At 70.1% G+C, this 22,345-nt stretch carries 20 protein-coding genes; 11 read left to right on the forward strand and 9 right to left on the reverse strand.

The window, feature by feature from the left end; genetic code table 11:
* Positions 1–18: 18 nt before the first annotated feature.
* From AQJ64_RS19320 to AQJ64_RS19340, 5 genes are all read right to left on the reverse strand, one after another.
* Positions 19–993, reverse strand: a complete 975-nt coding sequence (locus tag AQJ64_RS19320) for a NaeI family type II restriction endonuclease (protein ID WP_079061786.1) — start codon at positions 991–993, stop codon at positions 19–21.
* A gap of 36 nt (positions 994–1,029) precedes the next feature.
* On the reverse strand, positions 1,030–4,008 hold the full coding sequence (locus AQJ64_RS19325; RefSeq protein ID WP_055634229.1) for a Z1 domain-containing protein: 2,979 nt from the start codon (positions 4,006–4,008) through the stop codon (positions 1,030–1,032).
* Between the two features lie 20 nt (positions 4,009–4,028).
* A complete protein-coding gene (locus tag AQJ64_RS19330) occupies positions 4,029–5,573 on the reverse strand; it encodes an ATP-binding protein (protein WP_055634228.1) in 1,545 nt (514 codons plus the stop codon).
* 246 nt (positions 5,574–5,819) lie between these two features.
* The gene (locus tag AQJ64_RS19335; RefSeq protein ID WP_059202801.1) at positions 5,820–6,851 is read right to left on the reverse strand and encodes a hypothetical protein; all 1,032 of its coding nucleotides are present in this window, start codon (positions 6,849–6,851) and stop codon (positions 5,820–5,822) included.
* 167 nt (positions 6,852–7,018) lie between these two features.
* The gene (locus AQJ64_RS19340; protein WP_055637726.1) at positions 7,019–8,494 is read right to left on the reverse strand and encodes a glycoside hydrolase; all 1,476 of its coding nucleotides are present in this window, start codon (positions 8,492–8,494) and stop codon (positions 7,019–7,021) included.
* Between the two features lie 223 nt (positions 8,495–8,717).
* On the opposite strand from AQJ64_RS19340, the gene AQJ64_RS19345 reads away from it, so the two are divergent.
* From AQJ64_RS19345 to AQJ64_RS19360, 4 genes are all read left to right on the forward strand, one after another.
* The gene (locus AQJ64_RS19345; RefSeq protein ID WP_079061787.1) at positions 8,718–9,536 is read left to right on the forward strand and encodes a class E sortase; all 819 of its coding nucleotides are present in this window, start codon (positions 8,718–8,720) and stop codon (positions 9,534–9,536) included.
* Between the two features lie 34 nt (positions 9,537–9,570).
* On the forward strand, positions 9,571–10,410 hold the full coding sequence (locus AQJ64_RS19350) for a L,D-transpeptidase family protein (RefSeq protein WP_059202802.1): 840 nt from the start codon (positions 9,571–9,573) through the stop codon (positions 10,408–10,410).
* Between the two features lie 167 nt (positions 10,411–10,577).
* Complete coding sequence (locus AQJ64_RS19355; protein ID WP_055633882.1) at positions 10,578–11,273, forward strand: response regulator transcription factor; 696 nt, start codon at positions 10,578–10,580, stop codon at positions 11,271–11,273.
* The gene (locus tag AQJ64_RS19360) at positions 11,270–13,351 is read left to right on the forward strand and encodes a sensor histidine kinase (RefSeq protein WP_055633881.1); all 2,082 of its coding nucleotides are present in this window, start codon (positions 11,270–11,272) and stop codon (positions 13,349–13,351) included. Before AQJ64_RS19355 ends, AQJ64_RS19360 begins: the two co-directional genes overlap by 4 nt.
* Before the next feature lie 13 nt (positions 13,352–13,364).
* Here AQJ64_RS19360 and AQJ64_RS19365 read toward each other — a convergent pair whose 3' ends face one another.
* Positions 13,365–13,748, reverse strand: a complete 384-nt coding sequence (locus tag AQJ64_RS19365) for a GntR family transcriptional regulator (protein ID WP_055633880.1) — start codon at positions 13,746–13,748, stop codon at positions 13,365–13,367.
* A complete protein-coding gene (locus AQJ64_RS19370) occupies positions 13,741–14,499 on the reverse strand; it encodes a hypothetical protein (protein WP_055633879.1) in 759 nt (252 codons plus the stop codon). Before AQJ64_RS19370 ends, AQJ64_RS19365 begins: the two co-directional genes overlap by 8 nt.
* Positions 14,500–14,724: 225 nt before the next feature.
* Here AQJ64_RS19370 and AQJ64_RS19375 point away from each other — a divergent pair, with 225 nt between their 5' ends.
* From AQJ64_RS19375 to AQJ64_RS19385, 3 genes are all read left to right on the forward strand, one after another.
* Entirely contained in the window at positions 14,725–15,036 is a 312-nt protein-coding gene (locus AQJ64_RS19375) for a DUF6412 domain-containing protein (protein WP_055633878.1), read from the forward strand.
* 96 nt (positions 15,037–15,132) lie between these two features.
* Entirely contained in the window at positions 15,133–15,834 is a 702-nt protein-coding gene (locus AQJ64_RS19380) for a YidC/Oxa1 family membrane protein insertase (RefSeq protein ID WP_055633877.1), read from the forward strand.
* Between the two features lie 103 nt (positions 15,835–15,937).
* Complete coding sequence (locus tag AQJ64_RS19385; RefSeq protein ID WP_055633883.1) at positions 15,938–16,795, forward strand: fumarylacetoacetate hydrolase family protein; 858 nt, start codon at positions 15,938–15,940, stop codon at positions 16,793–16,795.
* Positions 16,796–16,900: 105 nt separating this feature from the next.
* Here the strand turns inward: AQJ64_RS19385 and AQJ64_RS19390 are convergent, their stop codons facing one another.
* Both AQJ64_RS19390 and AQJ64_RS19395 read right to left on the reverse strand, forming a co-directional pair.
* Complete coding sequence (locus tag AQJ64_RS19390) at positions 16,901–17,407, reverse strand: heme-degrading domain-containing protein (RefSeq protein WP_055633876.1); 507 nt, start codon at positions 17,405–17,407, stop codon at positions 16,901–16,903.
* On the reverse strand, positions 17,404–18,489 hold the full coding sequence (locus tag AQJ64_RS19395; protein WP_055633875.1) for a Gfo/Idh/MocA family protein: 1,086 nt from the start codon (positions 18,487–18,489) through the stop codon (positions 17,404–17,406). Before AQJ64_RS19395 ends, AQJ64_RS19390 begins: the two co-directional genes overlap by 4 nt.
* 56 nt (positions 18,490–18,545) lie before the next feature.
* Here AQJ64_RS19395 and AQJ64_RS19400 point away from each other — a divergent pair, with 56 nt between their 5' ends.
* The 4 genes from AQJ64_RS19400 to AQJ64_RS19415 all read left to right on the forward strand — a co-directional run bounded on the left by AQJ64_RS19400 (position 18,546) and on the right by AQJ64_RS19415 (position 22,343).
* The gene (locus tag AQJ64_RS19400) at positions 18,546–19,652 is read left to right on the forward strand and encodes an ROK family transcriptional regulator (protein WP_055633874.1); all 1,107 of its coding nucleotides are present in this window, start codon (positions 18,546–18,548) and stop codon (positions 19,650–19,652) included.
* 197 nt (positions 19,653–19,849) lie between these two features.
* Positions 19,850–20,701 (forward strand): hypothetical protein, encoded by an 852-nt coding sequence (locus tag AQJ64_RS19405; protein ID WP_107120614.1) that lies wholly within the window; start codon positions 19,850–19,852, stop codon positions 20,699–20,701.
* Between the two features lie 105 nt (positions 20,702–20,806).
* Positions 20,807–21,586, forward strand: coding sequence for an HAD-IIA family hydrolase (locus tag AQJ64_RS19410; protein WP_059202804.1), 780 nt, complete (start codon positions 20,807–20,809; stop codon positions 21,584–21,586).
* Positions 21,587–21,731: 145 nt separating this feature from the next.
* Positions 21,732–22,343, forward strand: a complete 612-nt coding sequence (locus AQJ64_RS19415; protein ID WP_059202805.1) for a hypothetical protein — start codon at positions 21,732–21,734, stop codon at positions 22,341–22,343.
* Positions 22,344–22,345 lie beyond the last annotated feature (2 nt).

The following is a 22,345-nucleotide window of genomic DNA, read 5'->3' on the forward strand; positions in this document are numbered from 1 at the left end:
TATTCTTCGCTGAGTAATTCAGGCGGCAGTGTGCTTGGGCAGGAAAGGGCCGGGCTCTACCGGATCGGCAGCGTCGGCGAGAACCCACTGGCGGCCATCAAGCTCGACCCTTGGCCTGTCGCCGTGATGCGGCTTGACTTCGACCACCCGGAAGCTGACAAGCTCCCCGGCTTCGGGGACAGGCGCACCGAGAGCGCGTGCGACAGCCTGGTGCTTGCTGTAGTGGCCTGGGATGAGGATCCCGCGCTCTCTCAGCACAGTCCGCGCACGGCCCTTGGCCTCCCGCACCCGTGCCATGTAGTCGTACTGCTGTGCAACGGTGCGGACCACGCCTCGTCCGATCCTCTTCATCTGAACCCGCTCAAACAACTCATTGACTCTGTGCTGACCTGACGAAGGGGACAGGATCGCCGAGCGGGTGGCTGGGTCGAGGTGAAGGAGTACATTCTCCGGAAGCTCGGCGTCCTGCCAGAGCCACTGGATCTTGTTGCGATGCTCGGCCTTGACGGTGAGCTTGAGGTCTCGGTTGTTGCCGCCGTTGAGCCATTCGCTCCTTATGCGGAGGAGGCCAGCGCTCCAGCGTGTCTTGTAGTCGTCGGCCCACACGAGCAGGCAGATGTGCCCGAGCGCCTCAGGCGGGATCATCCATCCACCGAACTGCTGTGAATACTTGCAATCTACGTCGACCCCAGCGATCTTGTAGTCCATGTTCACGCCGTCGTTGAACTCGAACTCTCGCTGAAGGTTGATCTCGACGAGGGTTCCGGCATGCGTCTTCTCGGTCTTGAACAAGGTCTTCCAGTCGTAGCGGCCAGTGACTTCGCCGTTGAGCAACTGGTCAATGGTGTCGCGAAGGACGGAAGCGAAGCGCTGCCCGGTGGGGTCCAGGGAACGGATTAGCGCTCGGACTCTTTGGAGCTCCTCATCATCCTGCTCCGGAATTTGGTGGGAGATCCGGGCAGTGGCTTTGATGTCTTCCTCGAATGGAAGCAATTTCCGTCCTTCTGTATGAGTCACGACAGTCGGAGGTCAGTCCTGCGGGGCGTTAACGATGGGGGCGTCCGGCTGACTTGAATCCTTGGCTCGGAAGCGTACGAGCTGACGTTTGGAGTCGATGGCCGAACGGGGCGGGATCACGGTGAACGCCAAGGTGATCTCGGAAGCAGAGGCGGTGCCCTTCGCCGCGACAGCCTCGATCTCTGCGTCAGTTGTTGCCTCGACCACGGGGTAGAGCAGCACCACGCCGCGGTGGGTACCCATGCCTGTGGTGACTCCAGCGGCTGCTTCGGCTTGGGCCGTGTCGATCAACTGCTGTGCATAGGTGCGGTGTTCGAGGCCGGAGATACGTCCAAAGGACACCTTGCCCGCCTGGCGGCTACGGCGGAACAGGGAGAAGGGGCCATGGCCCAGGAGCATAGCCTCGATCCGGCGGCGCTCCGTGCGGTGCGGCGCGAGTACAAGCCAGTCGTCGACCAGGGCTAGACGGCCATCGAGTTGCGAGAGGTACGTCAGGTGCGGCTTGAGGACGTTTTCGTCCTCCCACTCAAGCGAGCTGAGGATGCCCAGCAGGTCTGCGTGGGATACGACGGATGTGGCTGCCTGGAAACTGCGGGACAGCGGAGTGGTGCTGTCCGCTTGGAGGCGGCACGTGGTGGAAGAACCGCTGAGCTGGGCCAGGACGGGCTGCCAGCGCTGTGTGTTGCGCGCCGTTGCCTCGGTGTCGACCGGGTAAGCGGCAGGCTCGATGGGCTGGCCAGGTGAACGTACCTCTACGAGTTCGGCGTTGAACATCTTGTTGCGGGCGGACGGTTTCACCCACGGAAGATGCTGCGCGACAAGCGGTGGGATCTGGGCAGGAGTCACCTGCGGGCGGCCGTCTACCAGTGGTGCGTAGCGGGCGAGTTCAGCTCGGAAGAGTTCCTCGTCCTGGCAGATGGCCTCGAAGGCCTCGTACAGGTCGACAGTCTTGATCTTGCCAATGAGTTCTTCACGGCCGATGTACAAGCGCACCAGGTCCCGGTAGCCCCGACGGAAGCCGAACCACCTGCCCATCTGCATAAGGGTGTCCGCTTGCTGGGTCGTCCGCCGGTAGTAGGTCACGGTCAGTCCCTCCACGGTGAAACCGCGGGAGAGCTTGGTGCCTCCGACCAGGATCTTCCAGACATTCGGCGTTCGGTCGAAGTCGAGGTCCAGTTGGGCGAAGTAGCGATCGGTGTCCCCGTTGACGACGATGACCGGACCCCCACCTGAGTTGATGAGCTGCCGTGCGCGGCTGACATAGGGCCGCAGCTCGTCGTACGTCGTCGGCGTGGGGAGATCGGCAGCGTGTGCGGCTGACACAGGTGCGAAATCGGAAGCGAACAGTTTCGCGAGGCGCGCATGTCCCTCTGGGCCGGTGTACCCGGCGTTGTTCCACATCGCGGTCAGCCGGTTTGCAAGCGCGTTGTGGTCGTCCATCTTCACGGACTCGTGAACGAGCATGGTGTGGTGCCGGTAGGGGTCTTGGGAGAGCCCCTTGGCCACGCGGTACGCCTTCAGCGCGCCTGACAGGACGAAGGCGTCCATGGCCTCCTGCAGACGGTCACCTGTGGCTTTCTCGATACCGCGGACGTGCGCCTTCTCCTGGGAGTTGGCGACGGTGCGCTCGTTGCGCGGAATCGGTGAGTCGAGGTCGTGGAAGTCCTGGACGCCCATGTACTCGGAGGGGCGGGGCAGGGAGATCAGGAAGTCGCGGGGGAAGATGTCGTCTCCGTCTCCGGGATCTACGAAGACGTTTGCGAAGGGGGTGGCCGTGTATCCCACGTACTGGGCGCGGGGCAGCAGACGTAGCAGGTCTGTAATGAGCCCGTTGATCGCGGTGCGGGTGACTTTTCCGGCCTCCCACTTCCTGGGGTTGGTCGTGTTGACTGAAGCTTGATCGGATTCGTCATCGATGATCAGTGCTGGGATCTCCGACAGCAGCGGGCCGATCTTGCGCAGGTCGTCAACGAGATTGGAGAGGACTGTCTTGTTCTTCTTCACGACCATGATGCGAGCCGCAGCCCGGTGCAGGTTCGCAGGGTCGTAGAGAGGGCGGGACCGGTCGTGCTTCTCGAACTCCAGAGCCCGGATACCGTTCAGGAGCCTGCGGTAGTCGTCTGTTCGTGTGGTGAGGCGCTCGATGTCGAAGGAGCCGAGTACCGAGGGCCGGCCACCATGAGAGACGAACTTCTGTGGCCAGTCCTCGTCGTCCTGGTAGTCGAGGCCGACAAGAGCGCTGGGGTCATTCGGATCCGCTCCGCGCAGGATGTTCTCCTGGCCGATCAGCTCCATGTCGATACGGCGCTGTGTCTGGGAGCGGAGGAGGTTCAGGGTGCCACCCAGGACGATGACCAGGCGGTAGCCCGCGTCGATTGCCTTGGCCGCGACGCCCGTGAAGTTGGCCGTCTTGCCTGACTGGACATAGCCCACGACGAGGCCGCGCGCCCCAAAAGCGTCGTCCCGGGCAGGGTCGGAAAGCCGTTCGACAACGCTGTGAGCTGCCTCGTCAAGGCTGGACACTGCAGAGTCGGGCCATCCTTTGGCGTGCAGCAGGCGCTCGTACGCTCTCCAGTAGAAGGAGCGGGCGGCTGCGCTCTCCCGCGTGTACCAGGGGTCGAAGTCCTTGCTGATGACGACTGTGCCCGGTTCCTTGAACACGGGGATGAGGGAATCAATGGCCTTGCCCAGCTCCGCACCGAACCCGAGGCGTGTGTAGGCGTCAGCCCGGCGTTCGTCGGTACGTGCTGGCGAGGACGACCAGGTGGCGCGCTCGTCCAGGTCCCATGCGGTGAGCGTTCGGTTCCAGAGCGCGAGGAGTTCGTCGCCGGGGGAAGCCTCCAGCAGCCTGTCGTGGAAGCGCTCGAGAGCGAGGTCACTGGGATCCTGCTCATCGGACAGCGCAAAGGCGAGCTTGGCGAAGTGCCTAGGACCTCCGCGTTGCATGGCGGCCAGGACGTCAACATGGAGGTTGAGGAGTTGATCAGTCATCGGAGACATCCAGTCCTGGTTCAGCCGGCTTCGTTCTCGTACCGGGCCATCTCGCAGTGAGCTGCAGTGATCAGCACGTTGTTCCAGAGGGCCATTTCGTCGTCGCGCTGCGCGCTGGAGCGGCCCATGCGGAAGTTTTTTTCAAGGAGCAGGTACAGCAGGCCCTTGAGGACAGGCGCGTCGTTGGAGCCGGCACGGCGATCGCCGTTGAAAGCCGGGCGGTACTCCTTGTTGAGCCGTACGACATGCTCATCGCGGTCGATGCTGAAGAACGTGTGGGAGGGCATGGCCTCCCAGCGGAAGGTGATGGGGTCCTGGCCCTCAAGCTGCGGTAGTTCGTCCCGCAGGGTGCGCTTCAGCTTGGGGTCTATGCCCTTGCCGGGGGGAATGGCCTCCGTTCGCCTGACCTCAGTGGAGCGACGAGCGGCCTCGCGGTACGTGGCCTCGGCTTCTTGGAGATACGAGGCGAAGGTCTGACCATTGGCGTCAACAGCCTGCTCAAGCCCCCGGGCGAAGGCGGGGGTGACGTTCACTCCGTCTTTCTTCACGGTGAGGCTGAAGACGCCGTTCGGTGCAGACGGAAGGTCGAGGGTTATACGGGCCAGGTTGTGGTGGGTCTCGGCGCTGCGGGTGCCGTTCCAACCGCCGGCCTGCACGAGGCGGTCGTGCCGGTAGACGTAGAACCCTTGGCGATCCGCCAGCGGACCGATGCCGCGATAGGCAACGAGTGGTGATTTGGGCGGCCAGATGTGCCCGGTCATCACGACATCTCCAACGCCCTCGACGGGCGCTGAGAACGTGCGAGGGTAGTTGGCGCGACCCGGTATGCGGTATCCGAACGGATCGATAGGTTCGATTCCCCGGTGGTCGAGCTCGTCGCGGGTGTGTACATCTTCAACGACTATGTCGACATGGAAGTCCTTGCGTGCGAGGAAGCGGTGCAGGTACAGACCCAGATGGGTTTCCAGCTTCTCGATCGCGTCGTTAAGGAAGCGATCAGTCTGCCCGGCCGTGACCGTTTCGAAGGCGCGCACGCCATCCCAGCGGACGATCGTGCCGTGCCACTCGACGATGCCGTCGTACCGGTCCACTAGGTCCTGGCAGTACCGGGCATCGACGATGTCACAGCTGAAGTCTTCCTGGGCGGCCGCCGTCCGCCAGCGACGCCCCGCGGAGGCGCTGCGCTTCGTGCGGCTGATCAGTGTCAGCGAGTCAGCATGTGACAGCGAGGCAGCCTTCAGGCCGGCACCGAAATGACCCAGCGCGGAGTCGGCGTATCCGGCACGGCCGCCAACCGTCATGGCTATGTCGAGTCCAGCTTCATCCATCCCGTTGCCGTCATCGATGACGAGCAGACTGACCAGGTGGTCCGAGTCGCGCAGGAAGCTGATGACAACCTTGCTGGCCGCGGCGTCAATGGAGTTGTCGACAAGGTCTGCGATGGCTGCTTCGAAGCCGTAGCCCTGGTGGGTCAGGGACTGCACGTAACGGGCGGCGGGCGGAAGTCGCTTGCTCCCGCTCGTCGGAACCTCGTACTGCCAGTCGGCGGAGTGCTCATATGGCATGAGTGGTGGCTGCTCCTGGGGCACGCAGGACGGGGCCTGTGTGGGGGAGGAGCGGCCCGTCGGTTCTGTGAACAGTGAGTGAGCATGACGGTACTGCAAGGAGCAGACGGAGATCCTTGCAGTGCCGCGGCTGCTCGGCACGATCCTCATTATGGGCTGAAATACGCCAGGCGTTGACTGAACGGGCACGATTGCCTGTAGGCCCCGTGGGCGGCGGATGGCCGTTTAGCGAGACACTGCCTCAGGTCAGAGCGCAGCGGCAGGCTGCGTGCTCCCGTGGCACCCCTCATAAGCGCCCCCCGACCCACACCAACACCCCGCCCCCCTCTGCGGCGGCCAAGCCACAGCCCGCCCCCGGGCCGCCAAGGTGGTCGCGTACTGCGGCAGCAGGTCCCCATCCCCCGGGGAAACTCCCTCCGAGGCGGCGAAGGCCTCGTACGACGGGACCGTCCCCGTCACGATCCCCAGGTTCGCCGTGCCGGAGGCGGCCAGCTCGCGCAGGGACGCCTCTATCGTCGCGAGGTGTTCCTCGTGGGAGGGGTAGTCCGCGGACAGGGTCGGGTACGCGGTCACCAGTTCCGCCAGTTCGCTCGCCGGCCAGTGCAGGACCGCCACCGGGAAGGGGCGGGAGAGGGCCTCGCGGTAGGTGCCCAGTTCGGCTCGGAGGCGGGAGATCTCCGCCTCCAGCTCTGCCGGGTTGTCCGAGCCCAGGGACCAGACGCGCTTGGGGTCGTGGAGTTCGTCCAGGGAGACCGGGGAGGAGTGGAGGGTGTCGGCGAGGAGGTCCCACTCGTCGTGGGGCGCGCCGAGCATGCGGCGGACGCGGTGGCGGCCGAAGAGCAGGGGGTGCGTCGAGTACGGGGGCTCCGGTACGTCCGTCAGGAGCAGACGGGCGCCCTCGGTGAACGCCGCCTCCGCCGCCTCCAGCTCGTCGTGGGACTCCAGGGACTCCGCGACGATCACCCAGGGGGCCGCGTCGCGCGGGGCGGCCGCGCGGATGCCCTCGATGATCGCGCGGGCCTCGGCCTCGTGGCCGTACTCCCAGAGGTTCGAGGCCTTGAGGGCGCGGACCAGGTGGGGGTTGTCCAGGGTGTCCACGGAGGAGAGCAGGCGGTCGTAGAGGGTGCTCGCGGCGGGGCGGTCGCCGGAGAGTTCCAGGTGGGCCGCGGCCTGGAGCAGCAGCGGCTCGGCGTCCTCGGGGTACAGGCCGGCGGTCCGCTCCAGGCGGGCCGCTTCGGCGGTGTGGTCGACGTTTTCGGCGGGCGTGTCGGGGCGCATGCACGACACCGTACTGCCCGCCGGTGACAAAGGTCAGGTACCTGGTGAGGTATCCGCAGGCCAGCAAGGCCAGCAAGGCCAGCAAGGCCAGCAAGGCCAAGAGGGCAGGGGCAAGAAGGCAGGGGGCCTGTGCCAGGGCACAGGCCCCCGGGGGCGGCTTGGCGCGGCTAGATCGTGACGTTGTCCACCTGGAGCGTCTGGACCGACTTCGCCGGGAAGGACAGGGCCACCGTCTTGCCGCTGAGGTAGGTGTCCGAGCGGGCCGTGTAGAGGTCGCCGCCGCCTGTGGTGAGGGTGCTCCAGCGGGGGACCAGGCCGCCCGTGCCGCCGTTCACCGTGGTGAAGTTCGAGAGGTTGAAGGTCAGGGTCTGGGCGGAGGTCGAGGTGTTCAGGGCCACGATCACCAGGCGTTTCGCCGAGCTGTCGTAGGCGGCCGTCGCGTAGCTGACGCCCGTGTCGAGGATCTTCATGCCGGGGCGGATGTGGCGGCTGAACTGGGCCATCACGTAGTACTTCGTCTCGACCGCGCCGGCCTGGAGCGTGCTCGCGTCGTACTTGATCACCCCCCAGCCCGCCGTCGGGTCCATGACCTGCCAGTAGACCCATGCCGTCGGGTGCAGCCAGCGGAAGTCGTAGAGGAGGTTGAAGGCCATGGTGTAGCCGGTGCCGTCGCTGTCGCCGGTCTCGGAGTTCCACAGGGCCTTGCCGGCCGTGGTCACCACATCCGTGTACAACAGATCCCTTCGGCCGCCCGAGCCCTGGTAGCCGTGGACGTTGACCCGGTTGACGTAGCCCTTCGTGGTCGAGGAGAAGGAGTTCCAGGTCGTGCGGGCGAGGTCGTAGCTCGTCTCGTCCGAGGCGGAGATCTTCGTCGAGGTCAGGCCGCGCTTGTCCAACTCGCTGCGCATGTACGGGAGTACGGCCGACTGGACCGTCGCGTCCATGTGGCAGCCCTCCTGTGTGCCGGTCGCCGTCCACCAGGAGGACGAGGGCTCGTTGAAGGGGTCGACCGTCGCGAAGTTCACGCCCCAGTTGTTCTTGGCGTAGAGGGCCACCGCCGCCAGGTGCGAGGCGTGCTGGCGGTAGTTCCAGGACTGGAGGTTGTTGCCGCCGTCGGAGGCGCCGGACGGGTTGTGGTTCAGACACATCCACCACATGGGGGAGTTGGCGAACAGCTCGGTCGTCGCGCCGCGCGCCACCGCCTTCAGCAGCATCGCGCGCTGGGTCGCGTCCGCGGTCCATTTCCACGCCGAGGACGTGGGGTCCTCGTTGTTCCAGTCCTGCCAGTAGCCCTCGATCTGCTTGAAGGCGGGGATGTTGGCGGAGGCCACCATCGACGCGCCGCTCACCGTGTTCCAGCTGCACCCGCCCAGGTTGTAGCGGGCGATGTTCAGGCCGAGGCCGGGCAGGCTCTTGCCGTTGTAGGTCACCGAGTTGGTGGTGAAGAAGGCGTCGGCGAAGTCGTCCCGGGCGCCGAAGACGTTCGCCCACCAGGCGAGCGAGGTGCCCCAGCCTTCCCAGGTGCCGTAGGACGTCGACGGGTTGACGGCGATGGTCGCGTCGGCGTGGGCGGTGCCCGTCGCCAATGCGCTGCCGAAGAGCGCGCCGCCGGTGGCGGCCAGCAGTGTCCTGCGTCGGATCATGGCTACTCCGCTCCGAGTTGTGGCCGGTCCCGTGCGGCCGAAACGAAGCATCCGGTGTGGTGTGTGGGGTTGTCGAGAGTTCTGACAGCCCTTTCTCCAACCTGTGGAGGAAGGGGTGGGGGGAGGCCCGGGGGGAGGCCCCTTGCGGGTTCGAGGGGGCGAACACGCAGGTCGTGAATGTGCGGGTCTGGAGACCTTGTCCGTACGGCCTTATGGTGCCCCGATGGTGCGCAGCGTGCGGATTCCCCTCGTGCAGCACAGTTCCCTGCGACGGCGTGCCCGCTACCGGCGGGCGCTCTGGACCGGAGCCGAACTCCTCGTCACCGCAGGGGTGTTGGTGCTCCTCCTCGTCGCCCATCAGCTCTGGTGGACCAACCGGGAGGCGCGTCAGGGCGCCGAACGGAAGGTGGAGGCGCTGGAGCGGGAGTGGGGGAGGGCCGGGGACACCGGCGGCACCGGCGGCAACAGCGACTCCGACGGCACCACCCCTGGCGCCCCGGGCTCCGGCGGTGGGGGCGGGCGGTCCGGCGGCTCCTCGCAGGACTCCTCCTCCGGCACGACCCTGAGCACCTCCCAGGCCTACGCCGTCCTCCGTGTCCCCCGCCTCGGTCTGCGGGTTCCCGTCGCCGAGGGCACCGACAAGCAGAAGGTCCTCAACAAGGGGTACGTCGGCCACTACACCCACACCCAACAGCCCGGCCAGGCAGGCAACTTCGCGCTCGCCGGGCACCGCAACACCCACGGCGAACCCTTCCGGCACCTCAACCGCCTCAGGAAGGGCGACACGGTGGAGGTGGAGACGAGGAACGCGACCTATACCTACACGGTCGACAAGATCCTGCCGCGGACCTCACCCCGCGACTCGGGCGTCATCCAGCCCGTGCCCCGCTCGCTGACCGAGCCCGCCTACGGCTACACCCTCCCCGGCCACTACCTCACCCTCACCACCTGCACACCCGAGTACACCTCGCGCTACCGGCTGGTGGTGTGGGGGAAGCTGATGTCGACCAGTCCCGGAGACCGAACGCGCACCGGAACCTGACCAGTTCCTCATACGTGCCGGTCAGGGTCGAAGCATGATCAGACCCATTCGCCACCTTGCCCCGCGACCGGCGGCGCTGTGCGTTCCGATCGCCGCCCTGACCGCGTCGCTCCTGCTCACCGGCTGCGGCGGCGGTGCCGAGGCCGCCGCCGGACACGCGTCGGCCGCTCCCGGACACGCGTCGGCCGCTCCGGGACAGGCGTCGGGCGCGCCCGCGCGGAGCGGGACGTCGTCCCTGCCGGAGGTCTCTCTCAAGGAGACCCCGAAGCAGGTGACGCGGACGCTGCCGCAGGAACTCCCGGGCCTCGGACCCAAGACCCTGGCCGAGGTGCCGTCCGAAACCCGGCAGGCCGTCGTCGTGACGGGCCGCGGCGAGAACTCGCCGCTGTCCACCGTGGTGCTGTACGAGCGCACCGAGGCGGGCTGGGAGGCCGGGGCGCACTGGCCCGCGCACAACGCCCGCGACGGCTGGAGCGACCACCACATGGCCGGTGACCTGCGCTCACCCATCGGCGTCTACGGCCTCACGGACGCCGGCGGGCTGCTCCCCGACCCGGGGTCCCGGCTGCCGTACGACCGCTCGGGCGGCTTCACCGTGTCCGGCACGGGCTTCGAGGGGGAGCCGCTGGCGGGTTCGTTCGACTACGTGATCGCCATCGACTACAACCGTACGCCGGGCACCTCGCCCCTGGACTGGACCCGGCCGCTCGGCTCGGCCCGCGGCGGCGGCATATGGTTGCACGTCGACCACGGCGGCCCCACGCACGGCTGTGTCAGCCTGCGCAAGGACCGGATGAAGGAACTGCTGCGCGCGCTCGACCCCGACCTGCACCCCGTCGTCGTCATGGGCGACGCCGCCTCACTCAGCCGCTGACGAACCCGCGCAGGCCGACAACGGCAACGGCAACGGCAACGGCAACGCCAACGGCAACGGCAACGGCAACGGCACAGGGATGTCAGGAAGCCGTGAGCATGTGGGAAGCCTCTCCAAAGCCTCTCCGTCCCGCCTGCTCACGCTTCCGTCCGCCTAGCATCGGCCGCGTGTGCGCATACGTGCTGGTGGCCGAGGACGACGAGAAGCAGGCGGAACTGATACGCCGTTCCCTCCTGGCGGAGGGGCATACCGCCACCGTCGTCCACGACGGTTCGGCCGCGCTCGCGTCGGCGCGCCGGCACCGGCCCGACCTCGTCGTCCTGGATCTCATGCTGCCGCTCATCGACGGGTACGCGGTCTGCCGCGAGCTGCGCCGCGACGACGACATCCCCGTGCTCATGCTCACCGCCCGCTCCACCGAGGACGATGTGCTGCTCGGCCTGGAGATCGGCGCGGACGACTACATGACCAAGCCCTACAGCCCGCGCGAGCTGATGGCCCGTATCCGCACGGTCCTGCGGCGCAGCGAGCGCTCCGCCGGCCGCAGCGAGGATCCCGTCGTACGGGCCGCGGGGATCACCGTCGATCTCCTACGGCACGAAGTGCGCTGCGACGGCGCGCTCGTCGAGGTGACCCCGGCCGAGTACGAGATCCTCCTCGCCATGGCCTCCGAGCCCGAACGGGTCTTCTCCCGGCGGCAGTTGTTGCAGTGCACCCGGGGTATCGACCGGGCCTCCACCGAGCGGGCGATCGACGTGCACATCATGAACCTGCGCAAGAAGACCGAGCGGGACCCGCGCAGACCCGCCCGGCTGCTGACCGTCTTCGGGGTGGGCTACAAACTCAGCGGTGACCGCGCGTGAGCCGGGGCATCCCGCTGCACAAGCGTCTCCTCGTACGCCTGCTGATCACCTCGGTCCTCATCGCCGTGTGCTCCGTCGCGGCGACCGCCTGGCTGGCCGTGCAGACCACCACCCGCGCCCTGCGCGAGGAACAGGGGCAGGTCCTCGCCGACGACATGGACATCCTGCAACGTCTCAGCGGGTACGCCGCCGCCCATGCCGACTGGAGTGAGGTCGAGGGCACCGTGCGCGCCCTGTCGGCGAAGACGGGCCGGCGCATCGCCCTGACCACCGTGGACCGGACGGTCATCGTCGACTCCGCCGCGCGCGGCGCCTCGCTGCCGCCCCGGGCGGCGGCGACCGTCGACCCCCTGCACACCGACACCTTCACGGACCCCGGCGCGCAGAACAGCGGTATCGATCCGCGGGCCGTCGGGCCGTTCCGGTTGACGAGCGCTGAGCGCGCCGAGCTGCGCGCGGTGGCCCAGAAGCGGCAGAAGTGCCTGGCACGCAACGGCTTGCGGAGCGCGCTCGTACTGACGCCCACCGGGCGTCCGCTGCTCGTCGACGAGGACGGGGAGACCGTCTCCGGCAAGGACTCGGAGCGGTGCGTCGGCGACTCCATCTATGTGCAGATGCCCACGGAGAAGAGGGCCGTGGACGCGCTGACGCGGGCAGCCGAGTCCTGTCTGACCCGACAGCAGGTGAAGCTCGACTCGCCCCTTTACGTCAGGATCAGCCCCTGGGAGCGGACCCTGCGGCCCCGGGCCCTTTTCGAGGTGTACGACGGCCGGCAGGACACCGCCACCAGCCGCTCGGCGCAGGCCTGCGTGGACAGTGCGCTCCGCGCCCAGCTCGACCCGTACATCGCCCCCGCGGCCGAGCTGTTCCTCGGGAGCGGGGACACCGTCGCTCCGCGCTTCGACATGTCACCGGCCAACAAGGCCAAGGTCGTCGGCGCGGCCGGTCTTGTCCTCGCCCTCACCGTGGCGGTGACCGCGGTGGTCGCCACCCGGCTCGTCCGACCGCTGCGCGCGCTGACCCGGGCGGCCCAGCAGCCGCCCGAGCTGCACCTCCGGGTCCCGGTCACCACGCGCGACGAGACCGGCGTCCTGGCGGAGGCGTTCAACGACCTCGCCGACCGGCGGGAGCGGCTGGAGACCCAGCGCAAGGCACTGATCAGCGACATCGCCCATGAACTGCGCACCCCCCTCACCAACATCCGCGGCTGGCTGGAGGTCACCCGGGACGGCACGGTCGAACCGGACCCGGATCTGCTCGACTCCCTGCACGAAGAGGCGCTGCTGCTCCAGCGCGTCATCGACGATCTCCAGGATCTCGCGTCCGCCGACGCGGGCACGCTCCGTCTGCATCCGGAATCCGTGCGCGCCGACGAACTGCTCGCCCAGGTCGCCGCCGCGCACCGCGTCGCGGCGGACACGGCCGGGGTCGTCCTGCTGACGAAGGCCGACGACGGCCTCTGGCTCCAGGCCGATCCCGTCCGCATGCGGCAGGCGCTGGGCAACCTGGTCTCCAACGCGATCCGCCACACCCCGGCCGGCGGCACGATCACCCTCACCGCGCGCCGCGAACCCGCCAGGGGCGCTCGGGACGGCTGGGACCCCGGGGATGTCCAGGACGGCTGGGACCCCGGGGATGTCCAGGACGGCTGGGACCCCGGGGACGTCCAGGACGGCTGGGACCCCGGGGACGCCCAGCACGGTCGGGACCCCCGGCACGCCCGTGCCTCCCACGACGCCCGCGCCTCCCACGACGCCCGCGCCTCCCGCGCCTCCCGCGACGCCCGCGCCTCCCGCGACGCCCGCGACGCCCGCGCCTCCCAGGACGAGCGGATCGTCTTCGACGTCGCCGACACCGGCAACGGCATCGCCCCCGAGGATCTGCCGCACGTCTTCGACCGGTTCTGGCGCGCGGAGAAGTCGCGCAGCCGCCGCACCGGAGGCAGCGGGCTGGGCCTCGCCATCGTCCGCCAGCTCATGGCCGCGCACGGCGGAACGGCCGAGGCGGCCAGCGAACCCGGCGCGGGTTCGGTGTTCTCCCTGAGCCTTCCCACGCGGCACGCGGGGGTCCGCCGTTGAGGGGCGCACCCCTTTACCCCTCGCTCCCCAGTGCCTCCCGTACCGCCGCGAGGATCGCCTCCGTGCCCGCGCCGAGGGCCCGGGCCGCCGCGGTGAAATCGCGGGTCAGGTTGGCGAGTTGGGCGGGGTCGAAGCGGACCGGCCCGGTGGGGAGGGCCGCGACGCGGGTGCCGGCGCCGCGGCGGGTGCGGATCAGTTCGGCGGCCTCCAGCTCGCGGTAGGCGCGGGCCACGGTGCCGGGCGCGAGGCCCAGGTCGGCGGCGAGCTGGCGGACGGTCGGCAGGCGTTCGCCCTCGGTCAGCCGGCCGGTGAGGATCAGGGTGGCGAGCTGCGCGCGGATCTGCTCGTACGGCGGTACCTGGCTGGTCGTGTCGACGCGGACGGCGGCCTCATTCATCGTCGACAGCCCGGGGGACCACGATGGTGAACACGGACCAGCCGAGGGCGAACAGGCTCAGCAGGCCCAGCGGGTAGATCACCAGGGCGGTGATGTTGCCCAGCATTCCGGCGCACCGTGAGTAGAACAGCACCCTGCCGATCATCCCCAGGACCAGTAGCAGCTGGCTGGAGACGAGCAGGCCCCAGGCCGCGGTGATCGCCCAACTGCGGTCGTGGCGCTGCTGGTTCTCGCCGGGGCGGTGGGCGATGCGGCGCAGGGCCCAGGCGCAGGCGGCGGTGCCGAGGGTGACGGAGATCAGGACCGGGGTGGCGTAGTAGAGGCCCGGCCAGGGGGTGAGCCGGCGGGTCAGGCCGACGGCGCAGGTGACGGCGAGGGCCCGGCCGCTGTGGCCCGCGCGGTCGGCGTCGGCCGCGGCGACCCCGATCGTCAGCAGCAGGACGAGGAACCCCGACTGGAAGACGAGCAGCCGGGCCATCCGGGGCGGTACGTGGTCGCGGACCCGGCGCGGCGAGAGGGCGGCCCTGCGGACCCGGTCCTGCGGGGCGGGGGTGAGGGAGTCGCCGAGCAGCACCCCGCCCACCGCGCACAGTCCGAAGGCGGTGACGGCGGCCACGAACGGCATGGCCATGTCCTCGGTGTCCATGGTGGCCAGCCCCTGGGCGACCGCCGCCCCGAGCGCCAGCCCGGCCCAGCGGGCACAGAGGTCGGCGCGGGCCAGGAGTCTGTCGGGCGTGACGGTGTCGATCATGTCGTCCCCCGGTGGAATGCTTGTATCAAGTGGTGAGTACAAGATGCCGGGAGCGGCTTCTTGTGTCAAACCGTTGGTACAAGCCGGGAGTTGTGTCGTCACCGACCGCCCCGGTGTGGAACCCTGGTACCGGTCCAGGGCGTCCTCAGGGTGGGGACCGGCGCAAGAGACGCACAAGAGACGCACAAGAGACGCACAAGAGACGGACAAGAGACAGGGGGAGACATGCTGCGCAAGCGGCTCACCGCGCGTTCCGCGCCGCTGCTGCTCTTCCTCGTCCTCGACGTCCTCCTCCTCGACACCGGCAGCCTCTCGGCCGCCGTCGCGCTCGCCGCGACCGCCGCCGCCTCCTCCGCGCTCGCGGTCTGCGCCGTGGTCGCGTCCCGCAGCGCGCCCGCCGTACCGCCCACCCGGGTGCGTACGGCCATCAGGGACCGCGCCCGGCGTACGGCCTTCCTGCCGCAACGCGACCCGGACGCCTCCGGCCGGCCCCGCCCCCGCGCGCCCGGCCGTGCCCTCACGGCGACCGCCGCGTAGGGCACGTCCGTTCTCTCCCCGTGACCCCGCGCGGGTCGTCATGCCGCTCTTTTCCGCAGTTCCGGCACGACGAGACCCCCGGAGGGCTCCTCACCCATGTCCGTTTTCGCCACCCTGGTCGAGCACCTCGCCGACCTGCTCCAGCCGCTGTTCGGCCCGTCCGCCGCGGCCGCCGCGATCGTCCTGTTCACGGCTGTCGTACGGCTCCTCGTCCACCCCCTGTCCCGGGCGGCGGCCCGTGGTCAGAAGGCCCGGGCGGCGCTCCAGCCGAGGATCGCCGAGCTGCGGAGGAAGCATGCGCGCAGCCCCGAGAAGCTCCAGCGCGCGGTGCTCGACCTGCACGCCGAGGAAAAGGTGTCCCCGCTGTCCGGACTGCTGCCCAGCCTCTGCCAGGTGCCCGCCTTCTTCCTCCTCTACCACCTCTTCTCCAGCACCTCGATCGGCGGCGAGGCCAACGCCCTGCTCGGCCATCGGCTCCTCGCCGCGCCGCTCGGCGACCGCTGGGCCGACGCGCTGGGCGGCGACGGGCCGTTCGGGCCGGCCGGGCTGGTCTACCTAACGCTGTTCGCCGTCGTCGCGGCGGTCGCCACGTTCAACTTCCTGCGGGCCAGGCGGGTCCCGCTGCCCGAGACCGGCACCGGCCAGGACGTGCCCGGCGTGGGCGCGATCACCAAGGTCATGCCGTTCCTGTCCTTCTTCACCCTGGTCACCGTGGCCGTCGTCCCGCTCGCCGCCGCGCTGTACGTCATCACCAGCACGACCTGGAGCGCGGTCGAGCGGGCCGCGCTCTACCGGTGACGACCCTGGTGACGGTCCAGTACGTGAACCGGGTATTGCGGAGTGCACGCGCAGCTTGGAGGATCGGCCAGTCATCCGATGGCTGCACCCGGAGATGGTGATCATGAAGCTGCTGCGAGTCGGTACGGCGGGCGCGGAGCGCCCCGCGCTGCTCGATGCCGACGCAACCCTGCGGGACCTGTCGGGTCTCGTGGACGACATCGACGGGGCGCTGCTCGCCGACGCCGCCGCGCTCGGCCGGATCCGCGCGGCCGCCGAGGCCGGCGAGCTGCCCGCGCTCGACGCGACCGGGCTGCGGATCGGGCCGCCGCTGGGCCGCATCGGCAAGATCGTGTGCATCGGGCTGAACTACCACGACCACGCCCGGGAGACCGGCGCCGAGCCGCCGGCCGAGCCCGTGATCTTCTTCAAGGCGGCGGACACGGTCGTCGGGCCGTACGACACCGTGCTCGTCCCCCGGGGGTCCGTCAAGACCGACTGGGAGGTGGAGCTGGCGGTCGTCATCGGGCGTACGGCCCGCTATCTGGAGTCGGCCGAGGAGGGGCTCGCGCATGTCGCCGGGTACGCGGTGGCGCACGACGTGTCCGAGCGGGAGTTCCAGATCGAGCGGGGCGGGACCTGGGACAAGGGGAAGAACTGCGAGACGTTCAATCCCCTGGGGCCGTGGCTGGTGACCGCCGACGAGGTCGGTGATCCGCAGGAGCTGTCGCTGCGCCTGTGGGTCAACGGGGAGCTGAAGCAGGACGGGACCACGGCCGAGCAGATCTTTCCCGTGGGGGAGGTCGTGCGGTACGTGAGCCGGTTCATGACGCTCTATCCCGGGGACGTGATCAACACGGGCACGCCGGCGGGGGTGGCGCTGGGCGCGCCCGAGCCGAAGCCGTTCCTGCGGGCCGGGGATGTGGTCGAGCTGGAGATCGCGGGACTCGGGCGTCAGCGGCAGGAGTTCAAGGACGCGTGAACGGCTCCCGCTCCGGGGGCCGGGAAACTGCGGTGGTGCGTCGGCTGCGGGCCGTCGGCGGCTCGTCGCGCAGTTTCCCGCGCCCCCGACCACAAGGCGTCTCGCCTAGAGGTACTTCTCCAGGAAGCGTTCCAGTGCCTCCACCACGAACCGGTGGTCCTCCAGTTGGGGGAGGCCGGAGACCGTCACCGCCCCCACGATGCCCACGCCCTCCACGTTGATCGGGAACGAACCGCCGTGGGCCGCGTACTCGTCCTGGTTCAGGCGGGAGGACTCCTCGAACGTCGTCCCCCTGGACCGGTAGCGCGTGCCGACCAGGTAGGAGGAGGCGCCGAAGCGTTCCACGACACGGCGCTTGCGGGTGATCCAGGCGTCGTTGTCGGGGGCGGAGCCGGGCAGGGCCGCGTGGAAGAGCTGCTGTCCGCAGCGGTGGATGTCGACCGCCACCGGGGCCTCGCGCTCGCGGGCCATCTCCACCAGGAGCGAGCCGAGCGCCCACGCGTCCTCGTGGGTGAACTGGCGGAAGACCAGTCGTCGTTCCTGCGCCTGGAGCTCCTCCAGGCTCGGGGTGATCTCCGGGGTGAACTTCGGGGTCAGCTCGTGGGTGCTCATGACAGCGTCACCACCACTCCGTCTCGTGCCGAACGGCGGGCCGCCTCCAGGACGTCGAGGGCGGCGGCCGCCTCGACGGCGGTCACCGGATTGGGGCCGCCGTCGATCAGTGCCTTGGTCACCGCAGCGTAGTAGGCGGGATAGTCGCCGGGGAGGGTCCGTACGGGTCGTCCGCCGCCGGTCAGGGGGGATTCACCGGCGCCGACGCGGCCCCACAGCTCCTCGGGTTCCTCGCCCCAGCCGGGCCCGGGGCGCTCGCCCTCGCGCAGGGCCGCCTCCTGAGGGTCCAGGCCGTACTTCACATAGCCCGCCGTCGAGCCCAGCACCCGCAGGCGCGGGCCGAGTTGGGGGGTGGTGGCGGAGACGTAGAGGTGGGAGCGGACCCCGCTCGTGTGGGTGAGCGCGATGAAGGTGTCGTCGTCGGCCTCCGCGCCCGGGCGGCGGACGTCCACCTCGGCGTGGACGGAGGCGGCGGGGCCGAACAGCGTCAGTGCCTGGTCGACGACATGGCTGCCGAGGTCGTACAGCAGACCTCCGATCTCTGCGGGGTCACCGGATTCCCGCCAGCCGCCCTTCGGCTGCGGCCGCCACCGCTCGAAGCGCGACTCGAACCGTCGTACGTCCCCCAGCTCGCCGTCGGCCAGCAGCGCGCGCAGGGTCAGGAAGTCGTTGTCCCAGCGGCGGTTCTGGAAGACGGACAGGAGCAGGCCCTGCTCGTCGGCGAGGGCGGCCAGCTCGCGCGCCTGGGCGGCGGTGCCGGCGACCGGCTTGTCCACGACGACGGGGAGGCCCGCCTTCAGGGCGGCCGTGGCCAGCGGGACGTGCGTGCGGTTCGGGGACGCGACGACGACCAGGTCCAGCTCGTCGGCGCGGGCGAGGAGGTCCTCGGCGGTGGCGGCGAGCCGTACGTCCGGGAACTCGGCGCGGGCCTGTTCCCGCCGCTCGGGGTTCGAGGTGACCACCGTGTCCAGGGCGAGGCCCTCGGTGGCGGCGATCAGCGGGGCGTGGAAGACCGAGCCCGCGAGGCCGTAGCCGATCAGGCCCACGCGCACAGGGATCCCGCCAGTCTTGCGTCCAGTCATGGAACCCACTTTCGCAACGCTGTTGCCAAAGTGCAAGCAGGGGGGAGAATGGAAGGGTGAACGGGACGAACGGAAGCGGGCGCACGGCCGGCGTGAACCTGCCGGACCTGCGCAACCACAACGCCGCGCTGGTACTGGACCTGCTGCGGGCGGCCGGCCGGGACGGCATCAGCAGGCTGGAGCTGGCCGACCGCACCGGACTCACCCCGCAGGCCGTCAGCAAGATCACCGCCCGGCTGCGGGAGGAAGGGTTCGCGGCCGAGGCGGGCCAGCGTGCCTCGACCGGCGGCAAACCGCGCACGCTGCTGCGCCTGGTCCCGGACGCCGGGCACGCCGTCGGCGTCCACCTGGACCGCGACGAACTGCGGGCCGTGCTGACCGACCTCGACGCGAGCGTGGTGGGGGAGCGGCGGGTGCCGCTGGACCTGGGCGCGGGCGCCGAGGCGGTCCTGGAGACGGTGGTGCGGGAGGCCGAGGAACTGGGGCATGCCGCGGGCGGCTCGCTGCTCGGCGTCGGGGTCGCGCTGCCCGGCCCGCTCGACCACGTCCACGGTGTGCTCCACCGCGTCACCGGCTTCCCGGAATGGGACGGCTTCCCCCTGCGCGACGCCCTCGCCGATCGCCTCGGGGTGCCCGTCGTCGTCGACAAGGACACCAACGCCGCCGCCCTCGGACTCGCCGTCGGCGGCGAGCGCGGCTCCTTCGCCTACCTCCACCTCGGTACGGGGCTCGGGGCCGGGCTGGTGATCGGCGGGACCGTGCACCGGGGCGCGCGCACCGGGGCCGGTGAGTTCGGCCACCAGGTCATCCAGATGGACGGGCTGCACTGCTGGTGCGGCAACCGGGGCTGCGTCGAGGCGCTGTGCCTCGCGGCCATCGGCAAGGGGGACGTGAGCGAGGCCGCCCGGGTGCTCGGCGAGGGGGCCGCCAACCTCGTGGGACTGCTCGACATCGACCTCGTCCTGCTGGGCGGCCGTACGGTCACGGCGGCACCGGGGCCGTTCGTCCGCGGGGTCACCTCGGTGCTCGCCGACCGCGCCCGCCGCGAGGGATCGCCCGAGGGCGCCGTACCGGTGCGGCTCGCCCCGGGCGGGGACCGGGTGGTCGCCGACGGCGCGGCCCAGCTGCTCCTCGCGCCGGTGTTCGGGCGGGGGGACGGCTGAGGGCGCCCGCCGCATCACGCTGCGGCAGCCGCATCACGCTCCCTCACCGGAAGCGCGCTGCATCAAAGGGAACGCACTGCATCAGCTGCATCGAAGAGAACGCACTGCATCAAAGGGGTGAAAAACCAGCACATCGCATAGTCGTACGGTCGTGTCGCCGTCCCCTGTCCTTCTCCGCCCGGCAGGCTCACATGACCATGCGAGTGCCTACGCCCGACGCCCTCCGCCGTGCCACGACGGCGACCGCAGCCGCCGTCGTCGCCGCGGCCGCCGCGCTGCTCGCCGTGCCCGCGCACGCCGAGGACGGCGCACCCTGCACCGGTTCCGACGCCGCCGCGTTCCCCCTCACCACCCGGCTGCACGGCGGCCCGGACTCCTACCGGGCGGGCGGCGGCTACGGCACCTGGTACCTGGACCTCACCAACACCACCGACCGCGCCTGCGCGGGGATCCACCCGGTCGTCGTCCTCGTCGACTCCGGGCGCGCCCTGCGGCCCGGCCAGCCCCACCTCGACTTCTTCGCGGACGGCCGGCCGCATCCCGTCCGCTTCGAGACGACCGACGAGGACGAGCTGGTCGGCGCCTTCACCGACGGCCCCGACGGGGAGCCGGGCGCCTTCCCCGGCTTCACGGTCGCCCCCCGCGAGACCCTCACCGTCGAGGTGCGGCTCGCGCTCACCTCGGACACCGCGCCCGACGACATCACCGCCAACGCGGCGCTCGTCCAGCGGCACGGCGACGACGGCGACTGGATCGGACAGTCGAACGACTACCGGTTCGCCGTCGAGGGCGAGCCCCGCGCGAGCGCCGCCCCCGAGACCGAGCCCCCCACCGAGAGCGGCGCCACGACCGCCCCCGGGACCATCCCCGCCACCTCGCCCTCCCCTTCCCCCGCCCTCTCCCCCCGCTCCACCGGCGGCCCCTCCCTCGCCGACGAGGCCGCCGAACTCGCCCGCAGCGGCCTCGGCTCGACCTCCGCCCTCCTCGCCGCCACCGCCTGCTTCGTCGCCGCCGGCATCGCTCTGCTGCTCGCCCGCCGCCGCAACTGAGCCGCTCCGGTCCCAGCCCGTGGACGCTCCGATTCCGGGCATTCCCTCAAGATCGGGCGGTGATTAGGCTGGAGCCGCACCCGCGATCGGCAGGAGATCCCGCACATGGCAGACCGCAAGCCCATCGAGTCGTGGCTCACCGACATGGACGGTGTGCTCATCCACGAGGGCGTCCCGATCCCCGGAGCCGACGCCTTCCTGAAGAAGCTGCGCGAGTCCGGCAGGCCGTTCCTGGTCCTGACCAACAACTCGATCTACACCCCGCGTGACCTCCACGCCCGGCTGCGGCGCATGGGTCTGGACGTGCCCATCGACAACATCTGGACCTCGGCCCTCGCCACCGCCCAGTTCCTGGACGACCAGCGGCCGGGCGGCACGGCCTACGTCATCGGCGAGGCCGGCGTCACCACCGCCCTGCACGACATCGGCTACATCCTCACCGACCACGAGCCCGACTACGTCGTCCTCGGCGAGACCCGCACCTACTCCTTCGAGGCCATGACCAAGGCGGTCCGGCTGATCAACGACGGCGCCCGGTTCATCTGCACCAACCCGGACGAGACCGGTCCCTCCACCGAGGGCCCCCTCCCGGCCACCGGGGCCGTCGCCGCGCTGATCACCAAGGCGACCGGCAAGCAGCCGTACTTCGCCGGCAAGCCGAACCCGCTGATGATGCGCACCGGCCTGAACACGATCGGCGCGCACTCCGAGACCAGCGCGATGATCGGCGACCGCATGGACACCGATGTGCTGGCCGGCATGGAGGCCGGGATGCAGACCTTCCTGGTGCTCACCGGTCTGACCCGGCCCGAGCAGGTGGAGAACTTCCCGTACCGCCCCTCGAAGGTCGTCGACTCGATCGCGGACCTCGTCGACCGGATCTGAGCCGCCGGCCGCCGGACACCGCACCCGGGCGCCGGATCCGAAACCCGGCCGGCGCCACAACCCACCCGTACGGAGCAGTGGGACCCCGCCAGAGGATGCGGACCGGGTCTCGACGGGGGAGTCTCCAGATAGCTGGAGGTTCACGATGAGTTCACTGAAAGTCACGCTCTGTGCGGGTGCCGCGGTCGCCGCCGCGGTACTCCTCCCCACGGCCCACGCCGTCGCCGAGGACGGCGGAGACAAGGGTGGCAGCGTCTCCGTGACGCCCGAGACCCCCACACCCGGCTCCGAGGTCGTCCTGAAGGTCAGCGGCTGCGGCGGGAAGACCGCCACCGCGGCCTCGACGGCCTTCGTCGCCGACGCCCGCCTCGTCGGCACGGGCGGCACCCTCGTCGGCGAGACCCGGGTCCGCTCCTCGATCACGGCCGGCACCTACGACGTGCGGATCACCTGCGTCGACTTCCAGGTGAAGGGCCGGATCACGATCGTGGCGTCGGGCCGGTCGCCGTCGCAGTCACCCGTGCAGCCGACGGTCCCCGGCGACCCGCCCGCCTCCCCGATCGCCCCCGTGCACGCGGGCGGCGGCGGCACCGCGCCGCTCGCCGCCGCCGACGAGGCCCGGGTGGAGGGCCCCGGTACGGCACAGACCGTCACCGGACTGGTGCTGGCGGGCGTGGCCGCGGCCGTGGTGGCGTACCGGGGCGCCCGCGGCGCCCGGGCCGGCCGTGCCGCCCGCCGGAGCCGCGGGGCGGGCTGAGC

The organism is Streptomyces griseoruber (assembly GCF_001514205.1).
GTDB lineage: Bacteria > Actinomycetota > Actinomycetes > Streptomycetales > Streptomycetaceae > Streptomyces > Streptomyces griseoruber.

Bases quoted from the DNA above. Each gene is read 5' to 3' on its own strand.
- AQJ64_RS19325 (WP_055634229.1), bottom strand. From the start codon at position 4,008: ATGACTGATCAACTCCTCAACCTCCATGTTGACGTCCTGGCCGCCATG.
- AQJ64_RS19330 (WP_055634228.1), bottom strand. From the start codon at position 5,573: ATGCCATATGAGCACTCCGCCGACTGGCAGTACGAGGTTCCGACGAGC.
- AQJ64_RS19335 (WP_059202801.1), bottom strand. From the start codon at position 6,851: ATGCGCCCCGACACGCCCGCCGAAAACGTCGACCACACCGCCGAAGCG.
- AQJ64_RS19340 (WP_055637726.1), bottom strand. From the start codon at position 8,494: ATGATCCGACGCAGGACACTGCTGGCCGCCACCGGCGGCGCGCTCTTC.
- AQJ64_RS19345 (WP_079061787.1), top strand. From the start codon at position 8,718: ATGGTGCGCAGCGTGCGGATTCCCCTCGTGCAGCACAGTTCCCTGCGA.
- AQJ64_RS19350 (WP_059202802.1), top strand. From the start codon at position 9,571: ATGATCAGACCCATTCGCCACCTTGCCCCGCGACCGGCGGCGCTGTGC.
- AQJ64_RS19365 (WP_055633880.1), bottom strand. From the start codon at position 13,748: ATGAATGAGGCCGCCGTCCGCGTCGACACGACCAGCCAGGTACCGCCG.
- AQJ64_RS19370 (WP_055633879.1), bottom strand. From the start codon at position 14,499: ATGATCGACACCGTCACGCCCGACAGACTCCTGGCCCGCGCCGACCTC.
- AQJ64_RS19375 (WP_055633878.1), top strand. From the start codon at position 14,725: ATGCTGCGCAAGCGGCTCACCGCGCGTTCCGCGCCGCTGCTGCTCTTC.
- AQJ64_RS19380 (WP_055633877.1), top strand. From the start codon at position 15,133: ATGTCCGTTTTCGCCACCCTGGTCGAGCACCTCGCCGACCTGCTCCAG.
- AQJ64_RS19385 (WP_055633883.1), top strand. From the start codon at position 15,938: ATGAAGCTGCTGCGAGTCGGTACGGCGGGCGCGGAGCGCCCCGCGCTG.
- AQJ64_RS19390 (WP_055633876.1), bottom strand. From the start codon at position 17,407: ATGAGCACCCACGAGCTGACCCCGAAGTTCACCCCGGAGATCACCCCG.
- AQJ64_RS19395 (WP_055633875.1), bottom strand. From the start codon at position 18,489: ATGACTGGACGCAAGACTGGCGGGATCCCTGTGCGCGTGGGCCTGATC.
- AQJ64_RS19405 (WP_107120614.1), top strand. From the start codon at position 19,850: ATGCGAGTGCCTACGCCCGACGCCCTCCGCCGTGCCACGACGGCGACC.
- AQJ64_RS19410 (WP_059202804.1), top strand. From the start codon at position 20,807: ATGGCAGACCGCAAGCCCATCGAGTCGTGGCTCACCGACATGGACGGT.
- AQJ64_RS19415 (WP_059202805.1), top strand. From the start codon at position 21,732: ATGAGTTCACTGAAAGTCACGCTCTGTGCGGGTGCCGCGGTCGCCGCC.